The organism is Pseudoalteromonas sp. C2R02 (assembly GCF_018860845.1).
Taxonomy (GTDB): domain Bacteria; phylum Pseudomonadota; class Gammaproteobacteria; order Enterobacterales; family Alteromonadaceae; genus Pseudoalteromonas.
Window position 1 is genome coordinate 11,922 of record NZ_JAHKQC010000036.1, and the last position, 19,473, is coordinate 31,394.

18 protein-coding genes are annotated in these 19,473 nt (G+C 34.7%); 9 read left to right on the forward strand and 9 right to left on the reverse strand.

Annotated features, from left to right (window positions below; all coding sequences use genetic code 11):
- The first annotated feature begins 48 nt into the window (after positions 1-48).
- Complete coding sequence (locus tag KO527_RS15665; protein ID WP_216041231.1) at positions 49-1,263, forward strand: phosphopentomutase; 1,215 nt, start codon at positions 49-51, stop codon at positions 1,261-1,263.
- Positions 1,264-1,291: 28 nt separating this feature from the next.
- On the forward strand, positions 1,292-1,993 hold the full coding sequence (gene deoD / locus KO527_RS15670; RefSeq protein ID WP_042143192.1) for a purine-nucleoside phosphorylase: 702 nt from the start codon (positions 1,292-1,294) through the stop codon (positions 1,991-1,993).
- A 65-nt stretch (positions 1,994-2,058) separates the two neighbouring features.
- Here the strand turns inward: deoD and zwf are convergent, their stop codons facing one another.
- A complete protein-coding gene (gene zwf, locus KO527_RS15675) occupies positions 2,059-3,522 on the reverse strand; it encodes a glucose-6-phosphate dehydrogenase (RefSeq protein WP_042143194.1) in 1,464 nt (487 codons plus the stop codon).
- Between the two features lie 286 nt (positions 3,523-3,808).
- Here zwf and KO527_RS15680 point away from each other — a divergent pair, with 286 nt between their 5' ends.
- Together KO527_RS15680 and KO527_RS15685 are read left to right on the forward strand one after the other, a co-directional pair.
- Entirely contained in the window at positions 3,809-4,039 is a 231-nt protein-coding gene (locus tag KO527_RS15680) for a response regulator (RefSeq protein WP_216041232.1), read from the forward strand.
- Positions 4,040-4,104: 65 nt separating this feature from the next.
- Positions 4,105-5,013, forward strand: a complete 909-nt coding sequence (locus KO527_RS15685; protein ID WP_216041233.1) for an EAL domain-containing protein — start codon at positions 4,105-4,107, stop codon at positions 5,011-5,013.
- On the opposite strand, the gene arfB is transcribed toward KO527_RS15685, so the two are convergent.
- Both arfB and KO527_RS15695 read right to left on the reverse strand, forming a co-directional pair.
- Positions 5,010-5,423 (reverse strand): alternative ribosome rescue aminoacyl-tRNA hydrolase ArfB, encoded by a 414-nt coding sequence (gene arfB / locus KO527_RS15690; protein ID WP_042143197.1) that lies wholly within the window; start codon positions 5,421-5,423, stop codon positions 5,010-5,012. The genes KO527_RS15685 and arfB overlap by 4 nt on opposite strands.
- A gap of 33 nt (positions 5,424-5,456) precedes the next feature.
- The gene (locus KO527_RS15695) at positions 5,457-6,029 is read right to left on the reverse strand and encodes a hypothetical protein (protein ID WP_216041234.1); all 573 of its coding nucleotides are present in this window, start codon (positions 6,027-6,029) and stop codon (positions 5,457-5,459) included.
- A 193-nt stretch (positions 6,030-6,222) separates the two neighbouring features.
- Here KO527_RS15695 and KO527_RS15700 point away from each other — a divergent pair, with 193 nt between their 5' ends.
- From KO527_RS15700 to KO527_RS15710, 3 genes are all read left to right on the forward strand, one after another.
- Positions 6,223-6,786, forward strand: a complete 564-nt coding sequence (locus KO527_RS15700; protein WP_216041235.1) for an RNA polymerase sigma factor — start codon at positions 6,223-6,225, stop codon at positions 6,784-6,786.
- Positions 6,787-7,842, forward strand: coding sequence for a FecR domain-containing protein (locus KO527_RS15705; protein ID WP_216041236.1), 1,056 nt, complete (start codon positions 6,787-6,789; stop codon positions 7,840-7,842).
- Positions 7,843-8,117: 275 nt separating this feature from the next.
- The gene (locus KO527_RS15710) at positions 8,118-10,874 is read left to right on the forward strand and encodes a TonB-dependent receptor (RefSeq protein WP_252733797.1); all 2,757 of its coding nucleotides are present in this window, start codon (positions 8,118-8,120) and stop codon (positions 10,872-10,874) included.
- Between the two features lie 8 nt (positions 10,875-10,882).
- Here KO527_RS15710 and KO527_RS15715 read toward each other — a convergent pair whose 3' ends face one another.
- The 4 genes from KO527_RS15715 to KO527_RS15730 form a co-directional block, all read right to left on the reverse strand.
- A complete protein-coding gene (locus KO527_RS15715; protein ID WP_216041238.1) occupies positions 10,883-11,599 on the reverse strand; it encodes a transporter substrate-binding domain-containing protein in 717 nt (238 codons plus the stop codon).
- A gap of 150 nt (positions 11,600-11,749) precedes the next feature.
- Positions 11,750-11,950 carry a hypothetical protein gene (locus KO527_RS15720; protein ID WP_042143207.1) on the reverse strand — a complete coding sequence of 67 codons (201 nt, stop codon included), beginning with the start codon at positions 11,948-11,950 and terminating at the stop codon, positions 11,750-11,752.
- A gap of 24 nt (positions 11,951-11,974) precedes the next feature.
- On the reverse strand, positions 11,975-12,811 hold the full coding sequence (locus KO527_RS15725) for an SPFH domain-containing protein (RefSeq protein ID WP_216041239.1): 837 nt from the start codon (positions 12,809-12,811) through the stop codon (positions 11,975-11,977).
- Between the two features lie 90 nt (positions 12,812-12,901).
- Complete coding sequence (locus tag KO527_RS15730; RefSeq protein WP_216041384.1) at positions 12,902-13,738, reverse strand: carbon-nitrogen hydrolase family protein; 837 nt, start codon at positions 13,736-13,738, stop codon at positions 12,902-12,904.
- Positions 13,739-14,383: 645 nt separating this feature from the next.
- On the opposite strand from KO527_RS15730, the gene KO527_RS15735 reads away from it, so the two are divergent.
- Together KO527_RS15735 and KO527_RS15740 are read left to right on the forward strand one after the other, a co-directional pair.
- Positions 14,384-16,516 carry a TonB-dependent siderophore receptor gene (locus tag KO527_RS15735; protein ID WP_216041240.1) on the forward strand — a complete coding sequence of 711 codons (2,133 nt, stop codon included), beginning with the start codon at positions 14,384-14,386 and terminating at the stop codon, positions 16,514-16,516.
- Positions 16,517-16,612: 96 nt separating this feature from the next.
- Positions 16,613-17,737: a PepSY-associated TM helix domain-containing protein gene (locus tag KO527_RS15740; RefSeq protein WP_216041241.1), complete on the forward strand. Its 1,125-nt coding sequence runs from the start codon at positions 16,613-16,615 to the stop codon at positions 17,735-17,737.
- A gap of 23 nt (positions 17,738-17,760) precedes the next feature.
- Here KO527_RS15740 and KO527_RS15745 read toward each other — a convergent pair whose 3' ends face one another.
- Both KO527_RS15745 and KO527_RS15750 read right to left on the reverse strand, forming a co-directional pair.
- Positions 17,761-19,017 (reverse strand): Y-family DNA polymerase, encoded by a 1,257-nt coding sequence (locus KO527_RS15745; RefSeq protein ID WP_216041242.1) that lies wholly within the window; start codon positions 19,015-19,017, stop codon positions 17,761-17,763.
- Complete coding sequence (locus tag KO527_RS15750) at positions 19,005-19,418, reverse strand: S24 family peptidase (protein ID WP_216041243.1); 414 nt, start codon at positions 19,416-19,418, stop codon at positions 19,005-19,007. The genes KO527_RS15745 and KO527_RS15750 overlap by 13 nt, the downstream gene beginning before the upstream one ends.
- Between the last annotated feature and the right edge of the window lie 55 nt (positions 19,419-19,473).

Consider the following 19,473-nt stretch of genomic DNA (forward strand, 5'->3'; position numbering starts at 1 on the left):
ATAAATACGTAACATATTTTATTAAACGCATACATTTGAGGTTTAGTTATGGCAAAAGCGTTAATTTTAATGGCTGATAGTGTGGGCATAGGTGCGGCACCCGACGCAGCCGATTTTGGCGATGTGGGTGCAAATACCCTTGCTCATCTTTTAGCTGAGTATCACACACAAACTGGTGATAAACTTTCTTTACCTAACTTATCTCGAATGGGCTTAATTGACGCCTGTGAAGCTGCAGGAAAAGAGCCCTGTATTATTAGTGATCGCCAACACCCTATTACCGCTTGGGGATATGCAAAAGAGCTTTCGACTGGTAAAGATACGCCATCTGGTCATTGGGAAATGGCAGGTGTCCCAGTATTATTTGATTGGGGTTATTTTCCAAAAGAAGTCCCTACTTTCCCACAAGAGTTAATCGACGAATTAGTAAAACGTTCAGGTATACCTGGAATTTTAGGTAACTGTCATGCTTCAGGTACAACCATACTTGAGCAATTAGGTGAAGAACATATTAAAACGGGTAAGCCTATTTGTTATACCTCTGCTGACAGCATTTTTCAAATCGCCGCGCACGAAGAACATTTTGGTTTAGATAAATTACTAGAATTATGTGAAATAACACGTGAACTAGTTAATGAATACAATATCGGTCGTGTTATTGCTCGTCCATTTTTAGGTGATAAAAGTGATAACTTTGCACGCACAGGCAATCGACGTGATTATTCTGTATTACCCCCAAGCCCAACAGTATTAGACAAATTAACTAATGCCGGAACGCATGTTGTTAGCATAGGTAAAATTGCAGATATATATGCCCATCAAGGTATTAGCGAAAAACACAAAGCACCTGGTCTAATGAATTTGCTTGAAAAAACCAAACAGGTATTTAAAGAAGCTAAAGATAATACGCTTGTATTTACCAACTTAGTCGATTTTGATGAAAAATTTGGCCATAGACGTGATGCGATTGGTTATGCAAAAGCGCTGAAGCAATTTGATCTATACTTACCGCAAATATTAGATGAATTAAAGCAAGATGACTTGCTAATAATTACCGCAGATCATGGTTGTGATCCAACTTGGCCTGGAACAGAACATACTCGTGAGTATGTACCTGTTATAGCATATACCAAAGACATGAAACCTGTTGCTTTAGGACAAAGAGAAACCTTTGCAGATATGGGTCAAACCATAGCGCAATGGTTTGATATTTCAAAATTAAATTATGGCGAAGGTTTTGCTGAACAATTAAAAGCAAAATAATCGAAAAATAAAGATAAAGGATAACACTATGAGCACTCCACATATCGGTGCCAACGTAAACGATTTTGCACAAACAGTACTAATGCCAGGCGACCCGCTTCGCGCACAATATATTGCTGAAAACTTTTTAGATGATGCACGCCAAGTCACGGGTGTCCGTAATATGTTTGGTTTTACCGGTACTTATAAAGGCAAACCTGTCAGTATTATGGCTTCTGGAATGGGTATTCCTTCTATGTCTATTTACGCTCGTGAACTGATTGTCAGTTATGATGTTAAAAACCTTATACGTATTGGCACCTGTGGTGGCATTAGCAAAGATATCAAAATTAGAGATGTTATTTTTGCTCAAGGCGCAAGTACAGATTCAAATGTAAATCGTACTCGTGTACGAGGTTATGATTTTGCAGCTATTGCAGATTTTGATTTATTAGAGAAAGGCGTACAAGCAGCGCGTACTTTAGATATCGAAGCTAAAGTAGGTAATGTATTTACAACGGATACTTTTTACCAAGCTGATCCAACTTTTTATGAAGAGTTAGATAAATTAGGCATTATGGCTGTTGATATGGAAACGGCCGGCTTATACGGTGTTGCTGCAGAATACGGTGCAAATGCAATGGCATTATTCACTGTGAGCGATCATGTAATTACTGGTGAAGCATTACCTGCTGAAGATCGTCAAAATACATTTAATGAAATGGTTAAAATCGCTTTAGAATCTCTTTAAAAGTAAAGTAGTAAAAACAAAAAAGGACTGAATTACAGTCCTTTTTTATGTCTATAAAATTATTTTTATTCGCCTACGTTAAACCATTTATGCCCTTTTTGAGCGAGTAGTTCATCTGCAGCTTCAGGTCCCCAAGTACCCGCTCTGTATAAAGCAGGAGTACCTTCTTTTTCCCATTTTTCAATAATAGGATCAATCCAACCCCATGCTTGTTTTACTTCATTTCTATGGATAAATAACGCGGGGTTATTTGCAGCTGCATCTAGCATTAATCGTTTATATGCATCTGAGTGGAAGCCATTAGCATAATCTTTAGACAAATCTAAATTTAAAGTAACAGGCTCTAATTGCATATCTAAACTGTCTAATCGTTTTGACATAAGCGTTAACTGAATGCTTTCTTCAGGTTGTAAGCGTATTACCAAACGATTTGGAGCAATATCACCCACATTGTTTTGATATACGTTATGAGAAACAGGTTTATATTCTACTATGATTTCTGCACAGCGTTTTTTCATTCTCTTACCTGTACGTAAGTAAAATGGTACACCTGACCAACGCCAGTTATCAATGTTTGCTCTAATAGCAACAAAAGTTTCAGTATGTGAAGCAGCATTTAGCTCTTCTAAATATCCCGGTACCACTTTGCCATCAAGCTCTCCTGGTACATATTGACCACGGATCACATTTTCATCTACTGCTTCATCAACTAATGGACGAAGTGACTCTAATACTTTTAGCTTTTCTGTACGAATACTATTTGCAGATAATTTATTTGGTGATTCCATCGCAACTAAACATAATAGCTGTAATAAATGGTTTTGAACCATATCACGTAATGCACCTGCTTTGTCATAAAAACCAGCGCGAGTTTCAAGACCAACAGTTTCAGAAATACTAATTTGAATATTATCTATTGTTTTAGCATCCCAAAGATTTTCAAAAATAACATTTGAAAAACGCAGTGCCATTAAGTTTTGTACTGTTTCTTTACCTAAATAATGATCGATTCGAAAGATTTGATCTTCTTCAAAATACTCTGCTACTTTAGCATTGATTACTTCTGCTGATTCACCACAATAACCAATTGGCTTTTCAACAACGACACGAGACGTCGGGGTAATTAAATTCATCTTTGATAGCACTTCAGAGCAACTACCGTAAACAGCAGGTGGTAGAGATAAATAAAATACGCGAGATTTATCTGCAGAATCAGTTTCTAACATGGCTTTTAGTGCTTTCCAGCCATCATCAACTTCAGTCACATTTAGTGCTAGAGGTTTAATAAAAGTACTAAACTTCTGCCAATCTTTTTTATTGTATTCACCTTGAGATAAATGATCTTGTAGCGCTTGATTAACTTTCTCTATAAATTCTTGTTCATCTGCTAATTCACGTACCGTAGGTACAATTGAAGAGCCCTCAGGTAAATTACCTTCTTGATATGCACGATACATTGCAGGTAATAGCTTACGAAGTGATAAGTCTCCCCCGCCACCAAAAATTACAATATCAAATGGATTAAGCATGATTATTCTCTTATTAACAAAGCTAAGTAATGCACTATTGTGCAGATAGGCTAACAATAAACACAATTGACACCGGTGTCAATCTGTATGTAACGAAACTGCTTGAAGATTTATTGCTGCAGCAAGACAAAATTATCCTGATATTAACAATTATAAAATATATCGTCTTTATGATCATTTTATATATTGTGATTTTGACATTTATATATTTAATTCTACGCTTTTAATGAACTAAGTTTTAAATCACAAGAATTTAATTAACAATTTCATGGGTTGGCTTAACAAAATGGATAATAAATCACACTCTTGGATAAAAGCACTTGTTGTTGATGACAGCAAAGCAATTTGTTCGTTATGCAAAAATATATTAACTAAAAATTATGGCATTAATTACGTTCATACAACTAATTCTGCACCTGAAGCACTCGCTGTAATAAAAAGCTTTAAAGATGTTAATATGATTTTTTTAGATTTAAACATGCCCGGTACGGATGGTGTTCAGTTATTAAAAAAATAGCAGCTTGTAAGTTTCAGGGTTATATCGTTATTGTTAGTGGTGTTTCAACCAAAATAATTCAAAGTGTGGAAGATCTAGCCAATAAATATAATTTAAATTTTGTTGGTAGCATACATAAACCTATCGACCTAAAAGATTTTGATCATATTTTTACTTTAGTATGTAAAAACAAGCTCCCTGAATTAAAAAGTGAAACCCAACAATTAAAGATTTATGAAATTATACGCGCACTTGAAAATGATGATATTGAAGTTTTCTATCAGCCCCAAGTGAAATTAAGAAATCGCAAATTGGTAGGTGTAGAAGCACTTTGTAGATTACGACACCCTAGCCTTGGCCTTATATCCCCTGATAAATTTATTGATAAATCTGAAGAAACAGATTTAATATTCCACCTCACATTGAATGTGATTGATAAAGCCTTCACTGATTGGGTGGCTTGGTATAATCAAGGAATAGATATCACTTTATCTATTAATATCAGTCCTTATGTACTCAAATTTTCAGAGTTCACAGATCTCTTTTTAACAAAAGTAGCAGAACTTAATATTCCTAAGAATAAGATATGTTTAGAGGTAACTGAAAGCATCATAGAAGATAATCACGAGGTCGAGCTTGAGGCACTCAGTCGGTTAGCTATCCAAGGTGTATTACTTTCACTAGATGACTTTGGCACTGGTTCGGCTTCTATCGAAAGGCTACATAGATTACCATTTGATGAATTAAAGCTAGATAAATCATTTTTTCAACATTCAGTTACCAACAGAACACAGTATGATTTAATCAAAAGCTGTGTTGCTATGAGCAATGCATTAGATATGCACGTTGTTGCAGAAGGCATAGAAACAGCTGAACATTGGAAAGTTGCAGAACAAACTGGCTGTGACATAGTGCAAGGGTATTATATTTGTAAACCAATTGAGGCTTCTAATATTAGTCAATGGTGCTACCAATGGAAACACCGAGTAGATTAAAACTTCACTTTACCTCGTAAAGTTTTAGTATTGCCCTTTTTCGTTTTACTATCCATACGTTTACGTTGTGAGTTACGGCTTGGTTTTGTTGCTCGTCTTGATTTTTGTACTACCATTGCCGATAAAACGATCTCTTTTAAGCGTTTTAGTGCATCATCTTTATTCATCTCTTGGGTTCTAAACGATTGCGCTTTGATAATAATTACGCCGTCAGAGGTAATGCGACTGTCTGTGAGTTTTAGCAGCCTTTCTTTATATACTGAAGGTAAAGTTGATCTTTTTATATCAAACCTTAAATGGATAGCGGTTGCCACTTTATTAACTCTTTGCCCACCATTGCCTTGAGCTCGAATAGCACTTAACTCAATTTCCCACTCTGATAATATGACTGTGTTTGAAATTTCTAACATTGTAATTCCGTGAAACTGTTTAAGTTGTGTGATTTAGTGACTTTGATAATTTTCACATTTAGATTCATAAATATTACTCACGTTACTCATGCCAGTAAGATTTATAATACTTGTTTTATTATTAAGCTTTATCTGCATTTCACCACCCATGCCTTTATCAGCAATTGCATATAGAGTTTTAAATGCTTCTATAGTTGAATTTAATGTTGCTGATTGATCTATTTTATTATCAAGTATTAATTCAGAATTACCGGTATCAGTAATTGTACCAAAAACCTTAATTTTGAAAGCTCTGCCACCATAATTAACCTCAGCACTCATGGTCTTGCCATTTAATTGCTGCTTAATCGAGCCTTTCGAAATTGTTAAAGTAATATTCTGATGGTCTTTTGCGCAATTAACTTCAAATGTAGGTAATTTAGCATCATTTTGAAGACGCACGCGTATGAGTGAATTATCATTAAATATAACAGAAGCACCAGAGCGTTCTTTTACAAAATTTTGAGAGTGATAAACGGTGCTACCTGAAAACTTTTCTACTTCTACTGCAATAACTGTGTGGAGGGGGAAAAAACAACATGTTAAAAATATAAATAAACTACGCAAAAGTCACCTTGAACAGAAAATATTAAACTTTCATTAAATTTCAATCATAAAGTACATATTTTAACTTATCCATAATCAATAGGCTATCTTCAAAGCGTGTATTATCTAAGTTGGAAATTATTTATTTATTATTGAGCTCTCACAAAATTCGATCTACACTGGCTTTTCATAAAAAATAAAAAGTAAAAGGTTTATGGCTAAGGGAAATAAAATAACTGACATTTTTATTAATTATTCAGCCAATATTCGTTACTACATTAGCCGAATAGTCCGCCCTGAAGATATCGAAGATATTGTTCAAGAAACTTTCATAAAGAGCTACGAAGCAGATTTAAAACAAGAAATACAATATGCCCGTAGCTACATGTTAAAGACAGCAAAAAACCTCGCGCTTAATCACGTTCAAAAATGGGATAATAAATATAAAGATTCATTAGAGGATTCTTGCGAGCCACCTGTCCAATTAATAACACAGAATTTTGAAAACGAATTTGAAAGTAAAGAACGTTTTTTATTATTTTGCAAGGCAACAGATCACTTACAAGGAAGTGTTAAAAAAGCTTTTATTCTTAAAAAAGTATATGGCTTAAGCCAACGTGAAATAGCTGACTATTTAAATTTAAGTGAAAGTACTATTGAAAAACACGTAGCAAAAGGGCTTCTCACTTGTTCTGAATATATGGCAAGGGCAGAACAGCAAGCGAATGATAAAATGGCTAGTTATTCAACACTATCTAAAGGTAAAAAGAGTTCATAAATGGCAAAAGTCACCAAATTTAGCAGTAAGCAAACAATTCAAGAGCATGCCAGCCTTTGGATCAGTCGCATGGATCGAGGTTTAACAGCTGATGAACAAAAAACACTGTCAATTTGGTTAAAAGAATCAGACGCACATAAAAATGCTTTGTTTAATTTAGCTAAACTTTGGGATGATTTGTCGGTTTTAAATGAACTAAGTGATTTATTTCCTTTAGAAACTAAAAGTAAACAAAAACGTTTTGCGCCAATTGCTATGGCAGCAAGTTTTGCAGTCATTATGCTTTCTAGTGCGTCTTTAATCTTTACTGATATTTCATTGCCATTTATAACTTCAAGCCAACATATTGCACAAATTAAAGATTACCAAACAAAAATTGGTGAGCAAGTCAGTTTTTCATTAACTGATGGTACAAGTATTAGATTAAATACTAATAGCCAAATCCAAGTCGCTTTTACAGAAAGTCATAGGCAAATTTCTTTATTAAAAGGTGAAGCTCGGTTTGATGTTGCCAAAGATAAAGATAGACCATTTACGGTCAGTGTTGAAGATCAATCGTTCACAGCGCTAGGCACTATTTTTAATGTCCAGAAGAATGATACTAATAACTTAGAGTTAGTCGTTACTGAAGGAAAAGTTTTGATCAGTGATACGAATACTATCGACCAAAGGTTAGATAATATTATATCTAGCTTTAAAAGCTTAGAGCATAATAAACTAGCAGGTTTGGTTGTTAATTCGGGTGAAAAATCACTCGTTACTCACAATACTCAAATAAGTAAAATTTCGTTGGATCAAATTCAAAAAGAGCTTTCATGGCAGCAAGGAATGCTTATTTTTGACGCTACACCTTTAAATACAGCTTTAAACGAAGTATCTCGATATAATGATATTCAGTTTCAATTTACTGATAATAATTTATCAGATTTAAAAATTTCTGGTTATTTTAAATCTGGAGATATCGACACTTTACTGCAATCACTTTCTGATAATTTAAATATTCAGTTTATAAAATTACCAAACAAAACAATACAATTGAGTACTATCGAGGTTTAGAATACCCCATTGTAAAGCCAGCGTTACTTTCATTTTAAAAATGATGAAGTGTTTTTGTAACTTTACAGGTTATTTACTTTTGTACCTCTAGCATTTTGTGCCATTTTCATAGATTATTAATTACAAATAATAATTAAACTCTTGAGGCTTTTTTGCTATTTAGTATTTTAAACGCTATTGTATGCAAATCTCATATCTATACGTTTTTTATGCAATTTAAAATTAAACTTTTTTTAATTTTAATCTTTGCTGCTCCCGCATGTTTTGCACAAACCATGCTAAAGTTTGACATAAAAAAGCAACGTGCCGATAAAGCTTTAATTTCCTTTGCCAAACAATCAAACCAAACCATTCTTTTTTCTTTTGAATTAACTAAACAATATCATGCTAATGACATTCATGGCTTTTACTCTTTTGCAGCAGGTCTAAACCAACTTTTATTACACTCAGGCTTACGCGCACAAATCACAGATACTGGCAAGGTGACCATTAGTGCTGATGATAAAATAGCGCAAATGAATGATATTCTAAAAACAATTCCTATTGCTGCAAGCAATATAATAGAAGAAGTCGAACCAACTGAAAAAATATCAATTATTGGTAGCCGAGTCGCCGTGCGTTCAGCCGATGACTTACCTGTTCCGGTAGATATTTTAACAAATGATATTTTGAATCATACTGGTCAAACTGAACTTGGTAAAATATTGCAAACTATTGCCCCCTCTTTTAACTTTTCTAACTCTGCCATTAGTGATGGTACCGACGCACTTCGCCCCGCAACACTCAGAGGTTTAGGGCCAGATCAAACTTTAGTACTGATAAATGGCAAAAGACGCCACCAAGCAAGCTTAATACATATTAATCCTACTGTTGGTCGCGGCACTGCAGGTACAGATATCAATGCGATACCTGTATCAGCAATAAAACGAATAGAGGTTTTAAGGGATGGGGCTGCCGCACAATATGGCTCTGATGCTATCGCAGGTGTAATTAATATTGTTCTAAATGATATTTCACAAGGTGGCATATCTGCTTTAACTTTAGGAAAGTATACCTTAGGTGATGGCGATAATATCAATCTTAATTTATCTAGAGGCTTTAATTTAAATGATTCTGGTTTTTTAACTGCTACTTTAGATATAAAAAATGCGAAACCAACTAACCGCGCTGGTTTACATGGTTCGTGTCAATTTGAAGGTTGCTCTTCCATTAATGCTAATATTAAACTTTCAAACAATTTTCGAGAGCATAATGCTGCCAGAAAAACCTTTCGGATTGGTGATACTGACACAAAACAAATAGGGCTTACAATAAACTCTGCTTATGAAGTCGATCAAGGAGAGTTTTATGGTTTTGTTACTTATTCTCATCGGGATAATGAATCAGCTGCTTTTTTTAGGCACAACGCGAATCAAAGTTCTAACCCAAAATTACAGGATAATGATGCAGTTATTCCTTCTGGATTTTTACCTAAAATTAATTCAGTAATTAAAGATGTTTCATATAATTTCGGTTATCAAAATACCTTTAGTAATAATTCGTTTATTGACCTATCTTATACCTATGGTGAAAACACCATAGATTATACAACGCGCGATTCAATCAATGCTTCATATGCTAACGCACTGCAATATACCTCAAACTTAACAGCACAACAGATAAGACAAAGCCTACCAAGCGAAGCATATGCCTATGGGTTATCACTGAGTTTGAGAACAATCAATTTCGATTTTACCCATGAATTTGATTTTCTTTCTTTGGCAATGGGAGCTGAATTTAGAACCGATGAGTTTAAAGTACTTCCCGGCGATGAATATGCTTATAAAGACTATGATACAGATAATTTAGGAAATAGCCTATTTGAAACTGACGCTTTAGCTGGCACTCAAGGTTTTATCGGCACAGCACCAGGGCAAGCCGTTAATGAAATAAGAGATGTTGTTTCTTTTTATACAGATATAGAAACACAAATAACGCCAAAATTGCTTTTGAGCAGTGCGCTAAGATTCGATGATTACAGAGAGTTTGGTCAAAGTACCAACTTTAAACTGGCTGCTAATTGGAGTGTTTCTGATAAAGTTTCAATACGTGGTGCTGCCAGTTCAGGGTTTAGAGCCCCCTCAATGCAACAGCTTTATACTGATAATATCAGCACACAATTTTTTAGTAATTCAGATGGCGGTGACCAATCAGCTCAACAAATTGGTATATTTAGAAATGACAGTTTTTTAGCTAAAGCGTTATCAATTCCACAATTAAAAGAAGAAGAAGCGACTAATTTTAGTTTAGGTTCGGTTCTTAAAGTTAATAATTTAATTGATTTCACAATCGATTTTTATTCTATTTATATCGACGATCGCATTGTATTGAGTAATTCATTAGGCCAAGGTTTATCATCAACATTAGATGCAACTTTAAAAACCTCAGGTGTAAGTGCTGCACAATTTTTTTTAAATGGTGCAGATACACATACACATGGTGTAGATATTATTGCAACTTATAATGCTCCACTTCTCTATGGTAATTTAGATTTAACTTTTGCTGCAAATTTCACAGATACGCAAGTTGATAATGTATTTACACCACAAAATAGTGCGCTAGGTAATATCGCACCTAAAGATATTTTTTCGCAGCAGTCTATTTCTATTATCACCCAGTGGCAGCCAAAAGATAGAGTTAGCCTCAATACATTATACCAAGTAGATGATTTTACATTCAATTTAGCATTTAACCGTTACGGGGAATACACTGTAATAGATGGCGGCACGCAAACCTACGGAGAAAAAATACTGACTGATTTACAAGTCAATTACCAAGTTAATGCAAATTTGTCATTTAGCATTGGCGGAAATAATATTTTTGATATTTACCCAGATAAAAATAAAATAGGTAACTCTCATGCGGGTACGATAATTGACAGTGAAGGTAATATTATAGTCAGTAGTGAAGGCGTTTTTACCTACTCTCGACGTTCTGCCCCTTTTGGATTTAATGGTGCTTATTATTATTTAGGTGTGAAATATCAGTTTTAGTTAAACCTCTACTGAGTCTGGTTAAATTGTTGTAATTCTTCTATTTTTACTTTCATTAACGACTTTTGCAATGCTTCTATAAAAGGTTTAGGCACTTGCTTATTACAGGCAAAGCCTAGTTGAGAGTTTTTAAGTACTGATATCACTTTGTATTGGGATGGCAAAATACCCGCTTTCCCAAATTGAAACTTTGCAATGTTTTCACCATACGCGATTATATCAACTCTGCCCATGGCTAACATTTTAACCATTTCATAGCCTGTCGATAAAAATACAAAGCGCTTTTCAGACATACCTTTTTTAAGCAATAGTTGATGTCCAATATCATTTTTTACAACGCCTATGCGCATTTTTGTGAGTGCTTTTGGGTGTGTTGCTAAATTCCGATCTGATAAAGAGATCAAGGATATTCGAGTATCAATGATCGGACCTATAAAATTAAATTGTTCAGCACGCTCTTGAGTATGTGTCATAGAGAACAGACAGCTGTTTTTGTCTTGTTGTAATGTTTTATACGCCCTAGCCCATGGGTATAAGCTTAGATTTAATAACTCAGGCTGGATATCTAAATTAGAATATATTTTCTTGATCAATATTACTGAAATGCCTTTAATTTCTCCTGATTCTATATAGTTATAAGGAGGGTAGTCTTCTGTCATCCAGTTTATACTTGACGCGATATGATCTATCGACTCTTTTACCGGCAGCGTAGTGACCTGTGCCAAACTTGTTTCAATATATGAGAAGTAAAATAACAAGAACAAAAGATTACGCATATATGAAAAATATCACTTACTAAACCTTAATTTAAAGTTTAGTAAGTAGTTATCGTTAGTCCACTAAATTCATTAAACAATTTCAGCGGACTTAAAGCACTAATCTTTTTCTTGTGTCTTATCTTCTAGTTCAGTGATAACTTTTTGCACTATTTTTACTCGCCCTGACTTAACTAAGGCATCCCGTAATATATATTCTATTTGTGCATTGGCACTTCTTAACTCATCATCAGCCCATCTTTGCACTGCGGCTAAAACATCTGGGCTAATTCGTAGTGGATAGCTTTTTTTACTGGCCACAATTTAAACCTTTATTTATAAACATTAATAAAGAGAGCCTGCATTAACAACAGGTTGCGTATTTCTTTCACTACATAATACAACTAGTAAATTACTCACCATAGCGGCTTTACGTTCTTCATCGAGTTCAACAATTTCTCGTTGTGATAATTGAGTCAGTGCCATATCTACCATACCAACCGCACCATCAACAATTTTTTGTCTCGCAGCAATGATCGCAGATGCTTGCTGGCGTTGTAACATGGCGCTTGCGATTTCTGGCGCATACGCTAAATGACTTATTCGTGCTTCATGAATTTTCACACCCGCCTTATTTAATCTATCTTGTATTTCAACTTTGAGTGCTTCAGATACAATTTCAGGATCACTTCTTAATGCTGTTTCATTGCTATCTTGCTGATCATATGGATATCGGCTAGACATATTTCTCAGTGCTGCTTCACTTTGAATGTTCACAAACATGGCGTAATCATCAACTTCAAATGTGGCATCGTATGTATCTTTTACTGACCAAACAACCACAGTGGCTATTTCTATTGGGTTACCATGAGCATCATTAACTTTAATTCGGCTACTTTCAAAGTTTCTTAATCTTAATGATATATTTTTTCGGATAAAAAAAGGGATTGTCCATCTTAACCCTGGCGCTTTAACAGTACCGACATAACTTCCGAATAACATTAATACGCGCCCTTGGTTTGGCTGAACCATAAATAAACCTAATAAACAGGCTGCATCAATACCTAGTAATAATAGCCAGGCAGGGTTGTTGACTGCGCTTGCCAAGGCAAAAATAGAAATTATAACAATACTTAAAACCGCAATATAACCATTGAGTGAGAATCCATCTTTTTCTTTCATTTTATACATCCTTAAAACTAAAGTGATATCATTTTGATATCACTTTAGTAATATTTACCACAAATGGCAACAACAAAGTGTAAGTAATTATTACGTCTTTAAATATGTCTTAAATTGATTTTGTATCAGTATTGGCATGTTTTTTCTGATGGTAGTCAGTTCTGTTTGTTTAAAGTCTGTTGTAATAATCCCCTCACCTTGCTCTAAAGAACAAAGTATCTCACCCCAAGGGCTTATTATCATACTGTGCCCCCAAGTTTCGCGGCCATTTTTATGTATGCCTTCTTGTGCAGGTGCAACTATATAAACTTGATTTTCTATGGCACGAGCTTGTAATAATGCCTGCCAATGTGCCTTCCCTGTCACACAAGTAAAAGCACTTGGTACAGTTATAATATCAGCGCCTTGTAAGCGTAACTCTTGAAATAAAGAAGGAAACCTTATATCAAAACACACTGTTAACCCTATATTTGTTTCAGGCGTTTGTACCACAGTGATAGAGTCTCCCGCTTGTGTATAGCGAGACTCTAAATAGCTGTTTTTGTTATCATCTACAGCAACATCAAATAGATGGATCTTATTATATTGTCCTAATATTTCACCTTTTGGTGAAAATACACAACTTGAATTGAAAAACTTATTACCGCAAGGTGCTAATACAGGAATTGTGCCCGCGACCAATGTGATTTGATACTGTTTTGCTAGCCTAGCAAGACTTTGCGTTAAATATTCCTTACTATCATTTCGCTGTGCCAAATTCAGCTGTTGTGTTTCTTTGCCTCCAAAAAATAAACAGCATTCAGGTAAAGCAACAATATGCTTACATTTCTTGTCTCTTTCTATCAAGACATTTAATTGATTTTCAATTGATATTAGATTTTCTGCTACATTAGGTGATGAACATAATTGTATCGCTGATAATTTCAGCATAAATTTTCCTGTCTATTTAAAATAGAGATACCTGAGTTTAAGTTATTGTAGTAAAACGCAAAAGGTTAAATTTTATTTACTAGATAAATTTCATTTTTATATATGAAACTCGTGCTTGAAAGCTATACTTAAAGGTGTGTTTTTGATACAGAGGTGAGACATGTTTTTAAAGTACAGAAAAATATCGATATGATAGATGTGAATGAATTAACCCATTTAACAAATCTGTTCTATAAAAAGTAAAGGTCGCTATCAATAGTGAGCAGAATTACAAGATCCTGAAGAGTTTAATAAAATGGATTCAGTCTTTTTATCCCCAGAGTAGCTCCCCGATGTTTGACAGATCCGAACTACCGTAAATCATAAATATAATCCCTTTCAACTCTCAATCTCTAGGTAATTAGTTTCTGAAGTAACCCTTAAAAGAAATTAATTTATTATAAATCAAAAATTATAACGTCTTATTTTGTTTATTGATTGTTATTTCAAAGTTAACGTTTGTTAGTCTTGTACCTATAACCTTGATGGTTAATGTAATTGATAATGGTTTTTATTTACAATTGTATTTCGAGCCGTTACTCTATCGCTGAATTTTACATAGAACAACAAAAAGTTAGCCAATTTTAACTTTTCAATAATGGGATGAAACAATTGAAAACATATAACTTAAGTTTGATTACAGCTTCAATTTTATTTGCTACATCTAGCATGGCAAACGATAAAGCTGATGAAAATATCGAAAAAATAGATGTACAAGGTACTTATATTGAAGGTTATGCTGCCAATGAAGTCGGCGGAGCTTCTCGATTGGATTTATCTATTATTGAAATACCACAATCAGTATCTGTGATCACTAGTGCACAAATGCAAGACTTCCAATTAAAAGATATTAACTCTGCACTTGATTCTGCTACCGGTGTGAATGTGGAACGCATAGAAACTGATCGTACTTATTATACAGCTCGTGGCTTTGATATTACTAACTTTCAAATCGATGGTGTCGGTTTACCGCTTACCTCAGGTAATAATCATGCCGATGAAGATACTGCGATTTATGAACGTATCGAAGTTATACGTGGTGCAAATGGTTTAATGACAGGTGTTGGTAACCCATCTGCAACCATTAATTTTATTCGTAAACGCCCTACTTTAGATACAGAGTTAAGTGTTAATGCCACGGTAGGTTCTTGGAATAATCAACGCATAGAGTTAGATGCATCTACACCATTAACAGATAGCGTAAGTGCGCGATTTGTTGCTGTAAAACAAAAGAAAGATTCTTACCTAGATAGATACCAGCAAGATAAGAGCATTGCTTATGCTTTTATTGGTGCAGACTTATCAGATAATACTTATTTATCTATCAGCCACAGCTTTATTGATAATGATGCAACAGGTAATAACTGGGGGGCTTTACCGCTATATTATACTGACGGCAGTGCAACAAATTATGATGTTTCAACTAATACATCTGCAGATTGGTCTAACTGGCAAGTAACAAAAAACAATACGGTATTAGAGCTGAGTCACTATTTTAATGATGATTGGCGACTACGAGCTACTTATTCACATAAAACCACAGATGAAGATACCGAATTATTTTATGTTTATGGTACGCCAGATAAAGCTACAGGCTTAGGTTTAACAGGTTATGGCAGTGAGTACGATTTAGATGATAAGCATGATTTATTTGATGCATATGTCAGTGGTGAATTTGCATTATTTGGTCGTGAACATCAACTAGTAACAGGTATTAATTACGCAAAAACCAGTTATATTGATTCATCTTTATATGACTACACAACAGGTCATGGTTTTCCTGCAATGCCTGATCTTGCGGTATGGGATGGAAATGCGGTTAAACCAACATTTAAGGATGGTTTAAATGGCAGTGATGTCGTTGCAAAACAAAAAGCGGCTTATTTTACAGCGAGATTTAATTTAGTAGACGATTTACATGTGATCACTGGTGGTCGTTACAACGACTGGCATGCAGAAGGCGTTGCATACAACAAAGTACAAGATGCTTCAGATAAAGAGTTTATTCCTTATTTAGGTGCTGTTTATCAAATTACACCTCAATTGATGGCATATAGTAGTTATACCGAAACATTTTTATCGCAAGAAGAACTAGATATCAATGATGAGATTATTAAACCTGTTACAGGAAAAAGTAAAGAAATAGGCTTAAAAAGTGAATTTTTCGATAGTCAACTGATCACTTCTTTTGCTTACTTTGATGTAGAACAAGTTAACTTAGCACAATTAGACCCTTTAACAGAAGAAAAACCAAAAGATCAACATAGATATATTGCCTTAGATGGCATTAGCAGTGATGGCTTTGAACTAGAGCTTGCTGGAGAGCTCTATCCAGGACTACAAGTAAGCATAGGTTTAACTGATTTTAATATCTCTGGTGATGATGTCGTTCGTGACTATACGCCAAGTCGTTTATTAAAAATGGCGGCCACTTATCAAGTTGAATCTATTTCAGGTCTTAGCATAGGTATGAATATGCGCTGGCAAGACGATATTTCTCGCGATCAAGGTGTTGTAGCTGAAGATCATGCAAACGCGGGACAAAAAATTGTAACTCATCAAGATGCTTACAGTGTTATTAATTTAATGGCCGAATATGATATTAACGAAAAAGTATCTGTTTCTGTCAATGCAAATAATGTGACTGATGAAAAATACATAAATAGTTTATATTGGGCACAAGGATATTACGGCGCGCCGGTTAATTACACTGCAACGTTAAGTTGGCAGCTATAACTCATTCCACTGACTATGGAATTGCTCCCTCAGAGCTAATACCAAGTGATACAGATTATCTGTATCACTTTTTTTATTATTGAAACGGTAAACCAGATGAGAAAAAAAATCTTTAAATGGCACTCTTATTTAGCTTTAATAGCCATGTTACCTTTAATTATAATTTGTATAACAGGCAGTATCTTAGTTTTTAAAGTTGAAATTGATACGGTGCTAATGCCCAAAAAAATGCAAGTAAACGTTTTACCAACCTCCCCTCGTCTATCTTTAGATGATTTGATTAGTAATATTAAAAGTAAATTCCCTAACTATGAAGTGGGTACTTGGGAAATATTTGATGGCATTAGCAATAATCAAGCTAGAACTGATACAGCTTATATTATTCGCCATCAGGATAATATTTGGAAAAAGGTTTATATCAACCAATATACAGGCAATATTTTATCAGAGCCCGTCAATTTAGATCATGATTTAACAGACTGGTTACTCGACTTACATTATCAGTTATTGCTAGCAACAAAAGGTGCATTTGTTGGTTTTGTCATCGCGCTGATTTTTTTATTTTTAGCTATTAGTGGCATTATTTTATATCGTCAATTTTGGTTGAAGTTCTTTACTTTACGTTTAAGTAAAGCAAAACAAATATTTTTCAGTGATTTGCATAAAATGATAGGCATTGCATCTTCCCCTGTTTTATTAATTCTTGCTTTTACCGGGGCTTATTGGAACGCATCTGTTGTAATACATGAAGTATCAGAACATATCATTGAAGAGCCTGTCATTATGAACGCACCATATCATAACCAGCAATTATCAATTGAAAAACTGAAACATACCAGTTCACAGTTAATCGACTCCTTCACTGCAACTTATTTAGTGTTACCCTTTGAACCCAACTTAGATATCACTTTTTATGGTGTTGTAGATAGCCTGAACCCCTTACATAGTGAGTATGGTAGTTTAGTCTCTTTTGATAAACATTCAGGCATTCTAAATATGTCTCAAGACATCAGGCAAACCGATGCTTTAACAGTGACATTAGATAGTTTTCGAAAACTGCATTTTGGTTATTTTGCGGGTCTTTCAAGTAAAGTAATTTGGTGTATTTTAGGTTTAAGCCCTGTATTTTTATCTATAACGGGGTTTTATTTATATTGGCAAAGAAATCGTCGTAAAAATAAAGCTAAATCAAACCGTAAAGCAAAAAGTAATTTAGATTGAACACATATTTATTGGAATTAGTATTAGCACCTAATTTTAGGGATGTCTTGCCAACAACTGGTAAAATGAGGCGATAAAAAATGTCGTTTCATTTGCCATTGCTCGGTACTTTTTTCACTGGCAAGTTGTAATGTCCCTTGGCCAAATCTGTGGTTTATTTTGTCAAAACAGACCATTAATTCAGGCTTGTCTTGGCTTGTATTAAACATATCACTTTGCTTAAATTGCGCAGTTTCTAAATCAATCGCCCCCACACCACAACGATAAAAACGAATCCCAGGTTTAAATAAAGTTGGTAAAACCGTGCTAACAGCATGAGCTAATACACAGGTATCTGCAGTGGCAACAGGAAAGTCATATAAAAATGACTTTTTATAATAATGCGCTTCATGGGGTGAGCTTGCAGCAAAAATAACAATGCGCTTGGTGAGAGAGTTTTGTTGTCTGAGTTTTTTGGCAACAATTGTGCTGTGCGCCGTTAATGCAGAGACAAGACTATCTCTATCTTCAATGCGCTTACCAAAGCTACGCGTCGAAAAAATTTCTTTTTTTGCTTGTTTAATTTCATCCCAGCTTAAACATTGAATGCCATTTAACTCACTTATGGTACGCTCCACCAGCACACTAAAAAGTCGCCCCATGTCTCGCGCATTACAATTTGATAAATCAAGCGCTGTATTGATATTCATAAGTTGCAGTTTTCTTCCTAACCGACGGCCTATACCCCAAACATCTGTCACGGTCATTTTTGCTAATATTTCTTTACGGCTTGATTCAGTATCAATAATCGCCACTCCATTATAACCACTTAACTTTTTAGCAGCGTGATTAGCCGCCTTTGCTAACGTAGGTGTTGTGCCAAAGCCCACTCCGACTGGTAATTTAGTTTCTCGCCATACAGCGCTCCTGATCTGGTGCCCATACTCATGCCAATCATCAATTAAATGTTTAAATCCTGTAAACTGTAAAAATGACTCATCTATTGAATATACATATTGATTATCACAATACCGGCCGATCACATTCATCATCTTTTCACTTAAATCGGCGTACAATTCATAGTTAGAAGAACGTATCACCACATTATGCTTTGCTAAATAATCTTTAACTTTAAAATAAGGCTGAAATTTAGGGATATTAAATTTTCGAGCGATAGGACATATAGCACAGATACAGCCATCATTATTTGTCAGTACCACAACAGGTTTAGAGCGAATGGCAGGATCAAATACTTTTTCAGCACTGGCATAAAAAGAAACCGCATCAACTAAGGCAAACATTGTAATAATTCACTTGCTTGACGATGTAAACGAATTGAACGTGTGACCACACCCTCTACCTGAAATTCATCTGCTTGACTCACTTTGACTGGCGGATGCATTGGTGATGCAGATAATAATAAAGCATTGTTTTTATCTAATAATTTACATACAAAGTTACCATTGAAATTTGCAACAATCACATCACCACATCTAAGCTCTTCAGCTCTATCTACTAATAATAAATCTCCTTCAAAAATACCGATGCCCTGCATGGACTGCCCTGATGCGATACCAATAAAAGTCGCATTAGGATGTTTTATTAATAACTGATCTAAAGATAAGCCCAGTTCTTTATATTCTGCCGCAGGTGATTCAAAGCCTGAGATCCCCGCTTCAATATAAATTGGAATAACTTTCATTTTACAACTCTAAATACTGTATATAAAAACAGTATAAACTAAATAATGAGTTTAG

What these genes read in the sequence shown, in the direction of transcription:
- KO527_RS15700 (WP_216041235.1), top strand. Translation starts at nt 6,223, where the DNA reads ATGGCTAAGGGAAATAAAATAACTGACATTTTTATTAATTATTCAGCC.
- KO527_RS15740 (WP_216041241.1), top strand. Translation starts at nt 16,613, where the DNA reads ATGAGAAAAAAAATCTTTAAATGGCACTCTTATTTAGCTTTAATAGCC.
- KO527_RS15745 (WP_216041242.1), bottom strand. Translation starts at nt 19,017, where the DNA reads ATGTTTGCCTTAGTTGATGCGGTTTCTTTTTATGCCAGTGCTGAAAAA.
- deoD (WP_042143192.1), top strand. Translation starts at nt 1,292, where the DNA reads ATGAGCACTCCACATATCGGTGCCAACGTAAACGATTTTGCACAAACA.
- arfB (WP_042143197.1), bottom strand. Translation starts at nt 5,423, where the DNA reads ATGTTAGAAATTTCAAACACAGTCATATTATCAGAGTGGGAAATTGAG.
- KO527_RS15710 (WP_252733797.1), top strand. Translation starts at nt 8,118, where the DNA reads ATGCTAAAGTTTGACATAAAAAAGCAACGTGCCGATAAAGCTTTAATT.
- KO527_RS15735 (WP_216041240.1), top strand. Translation starts at nt 14,384, where the DNA reads ATGAAACAATTGAAAACATATAACTTAAGTTTGATTACAGCTTCAATT.
- zwf (WP_042143194.1), bottom strand. Translation starts at nt 3,522, where the DNA reads ATGCTTAATCCATTTGATATTGTAATTTTTGGTGGCGGGGGAGACTTA.
- KO527_RS15680 (WP_216041232.1), top strand. Translation starts at nt 3,809, where the DNA reads ATGGATAATAAATCACACTCTTGGATAAAAGCACTTGTTGTTGATGAC.
- KO527_RS15705 (WP_216041236.1), top strand. Translation starts at nt 6,787, where the DNA reads ATGGCAAAAGTCACCAAATTTAGCAGTAAGCAAACAATTCAAGAGCAT.
- KO527_RS15725 (WP_216041239.1), bottom strand. Translation starts at nt 12,811, where the DNA reads ATGAAAGAAAAAGATGGATTCTCACTCAATGGTTATATTGCGGTTTTA.
- KO527_RS15665 (WP_216041231.1), top strand. Translation starts at nt 49, where the DNA reads ATGGCAAAAGCGTTAATTTTAATGGCTGATAGTGTGGGCATAGGTGCG.
- KO527_RS15750 (WP_216041243.1), bottom strand. Translation starts at nt 19,418, where the DNA reads ATGAAAGTTATTCCAATTTATATTGAAGCGGGGATCTCAGGCTTTGAA.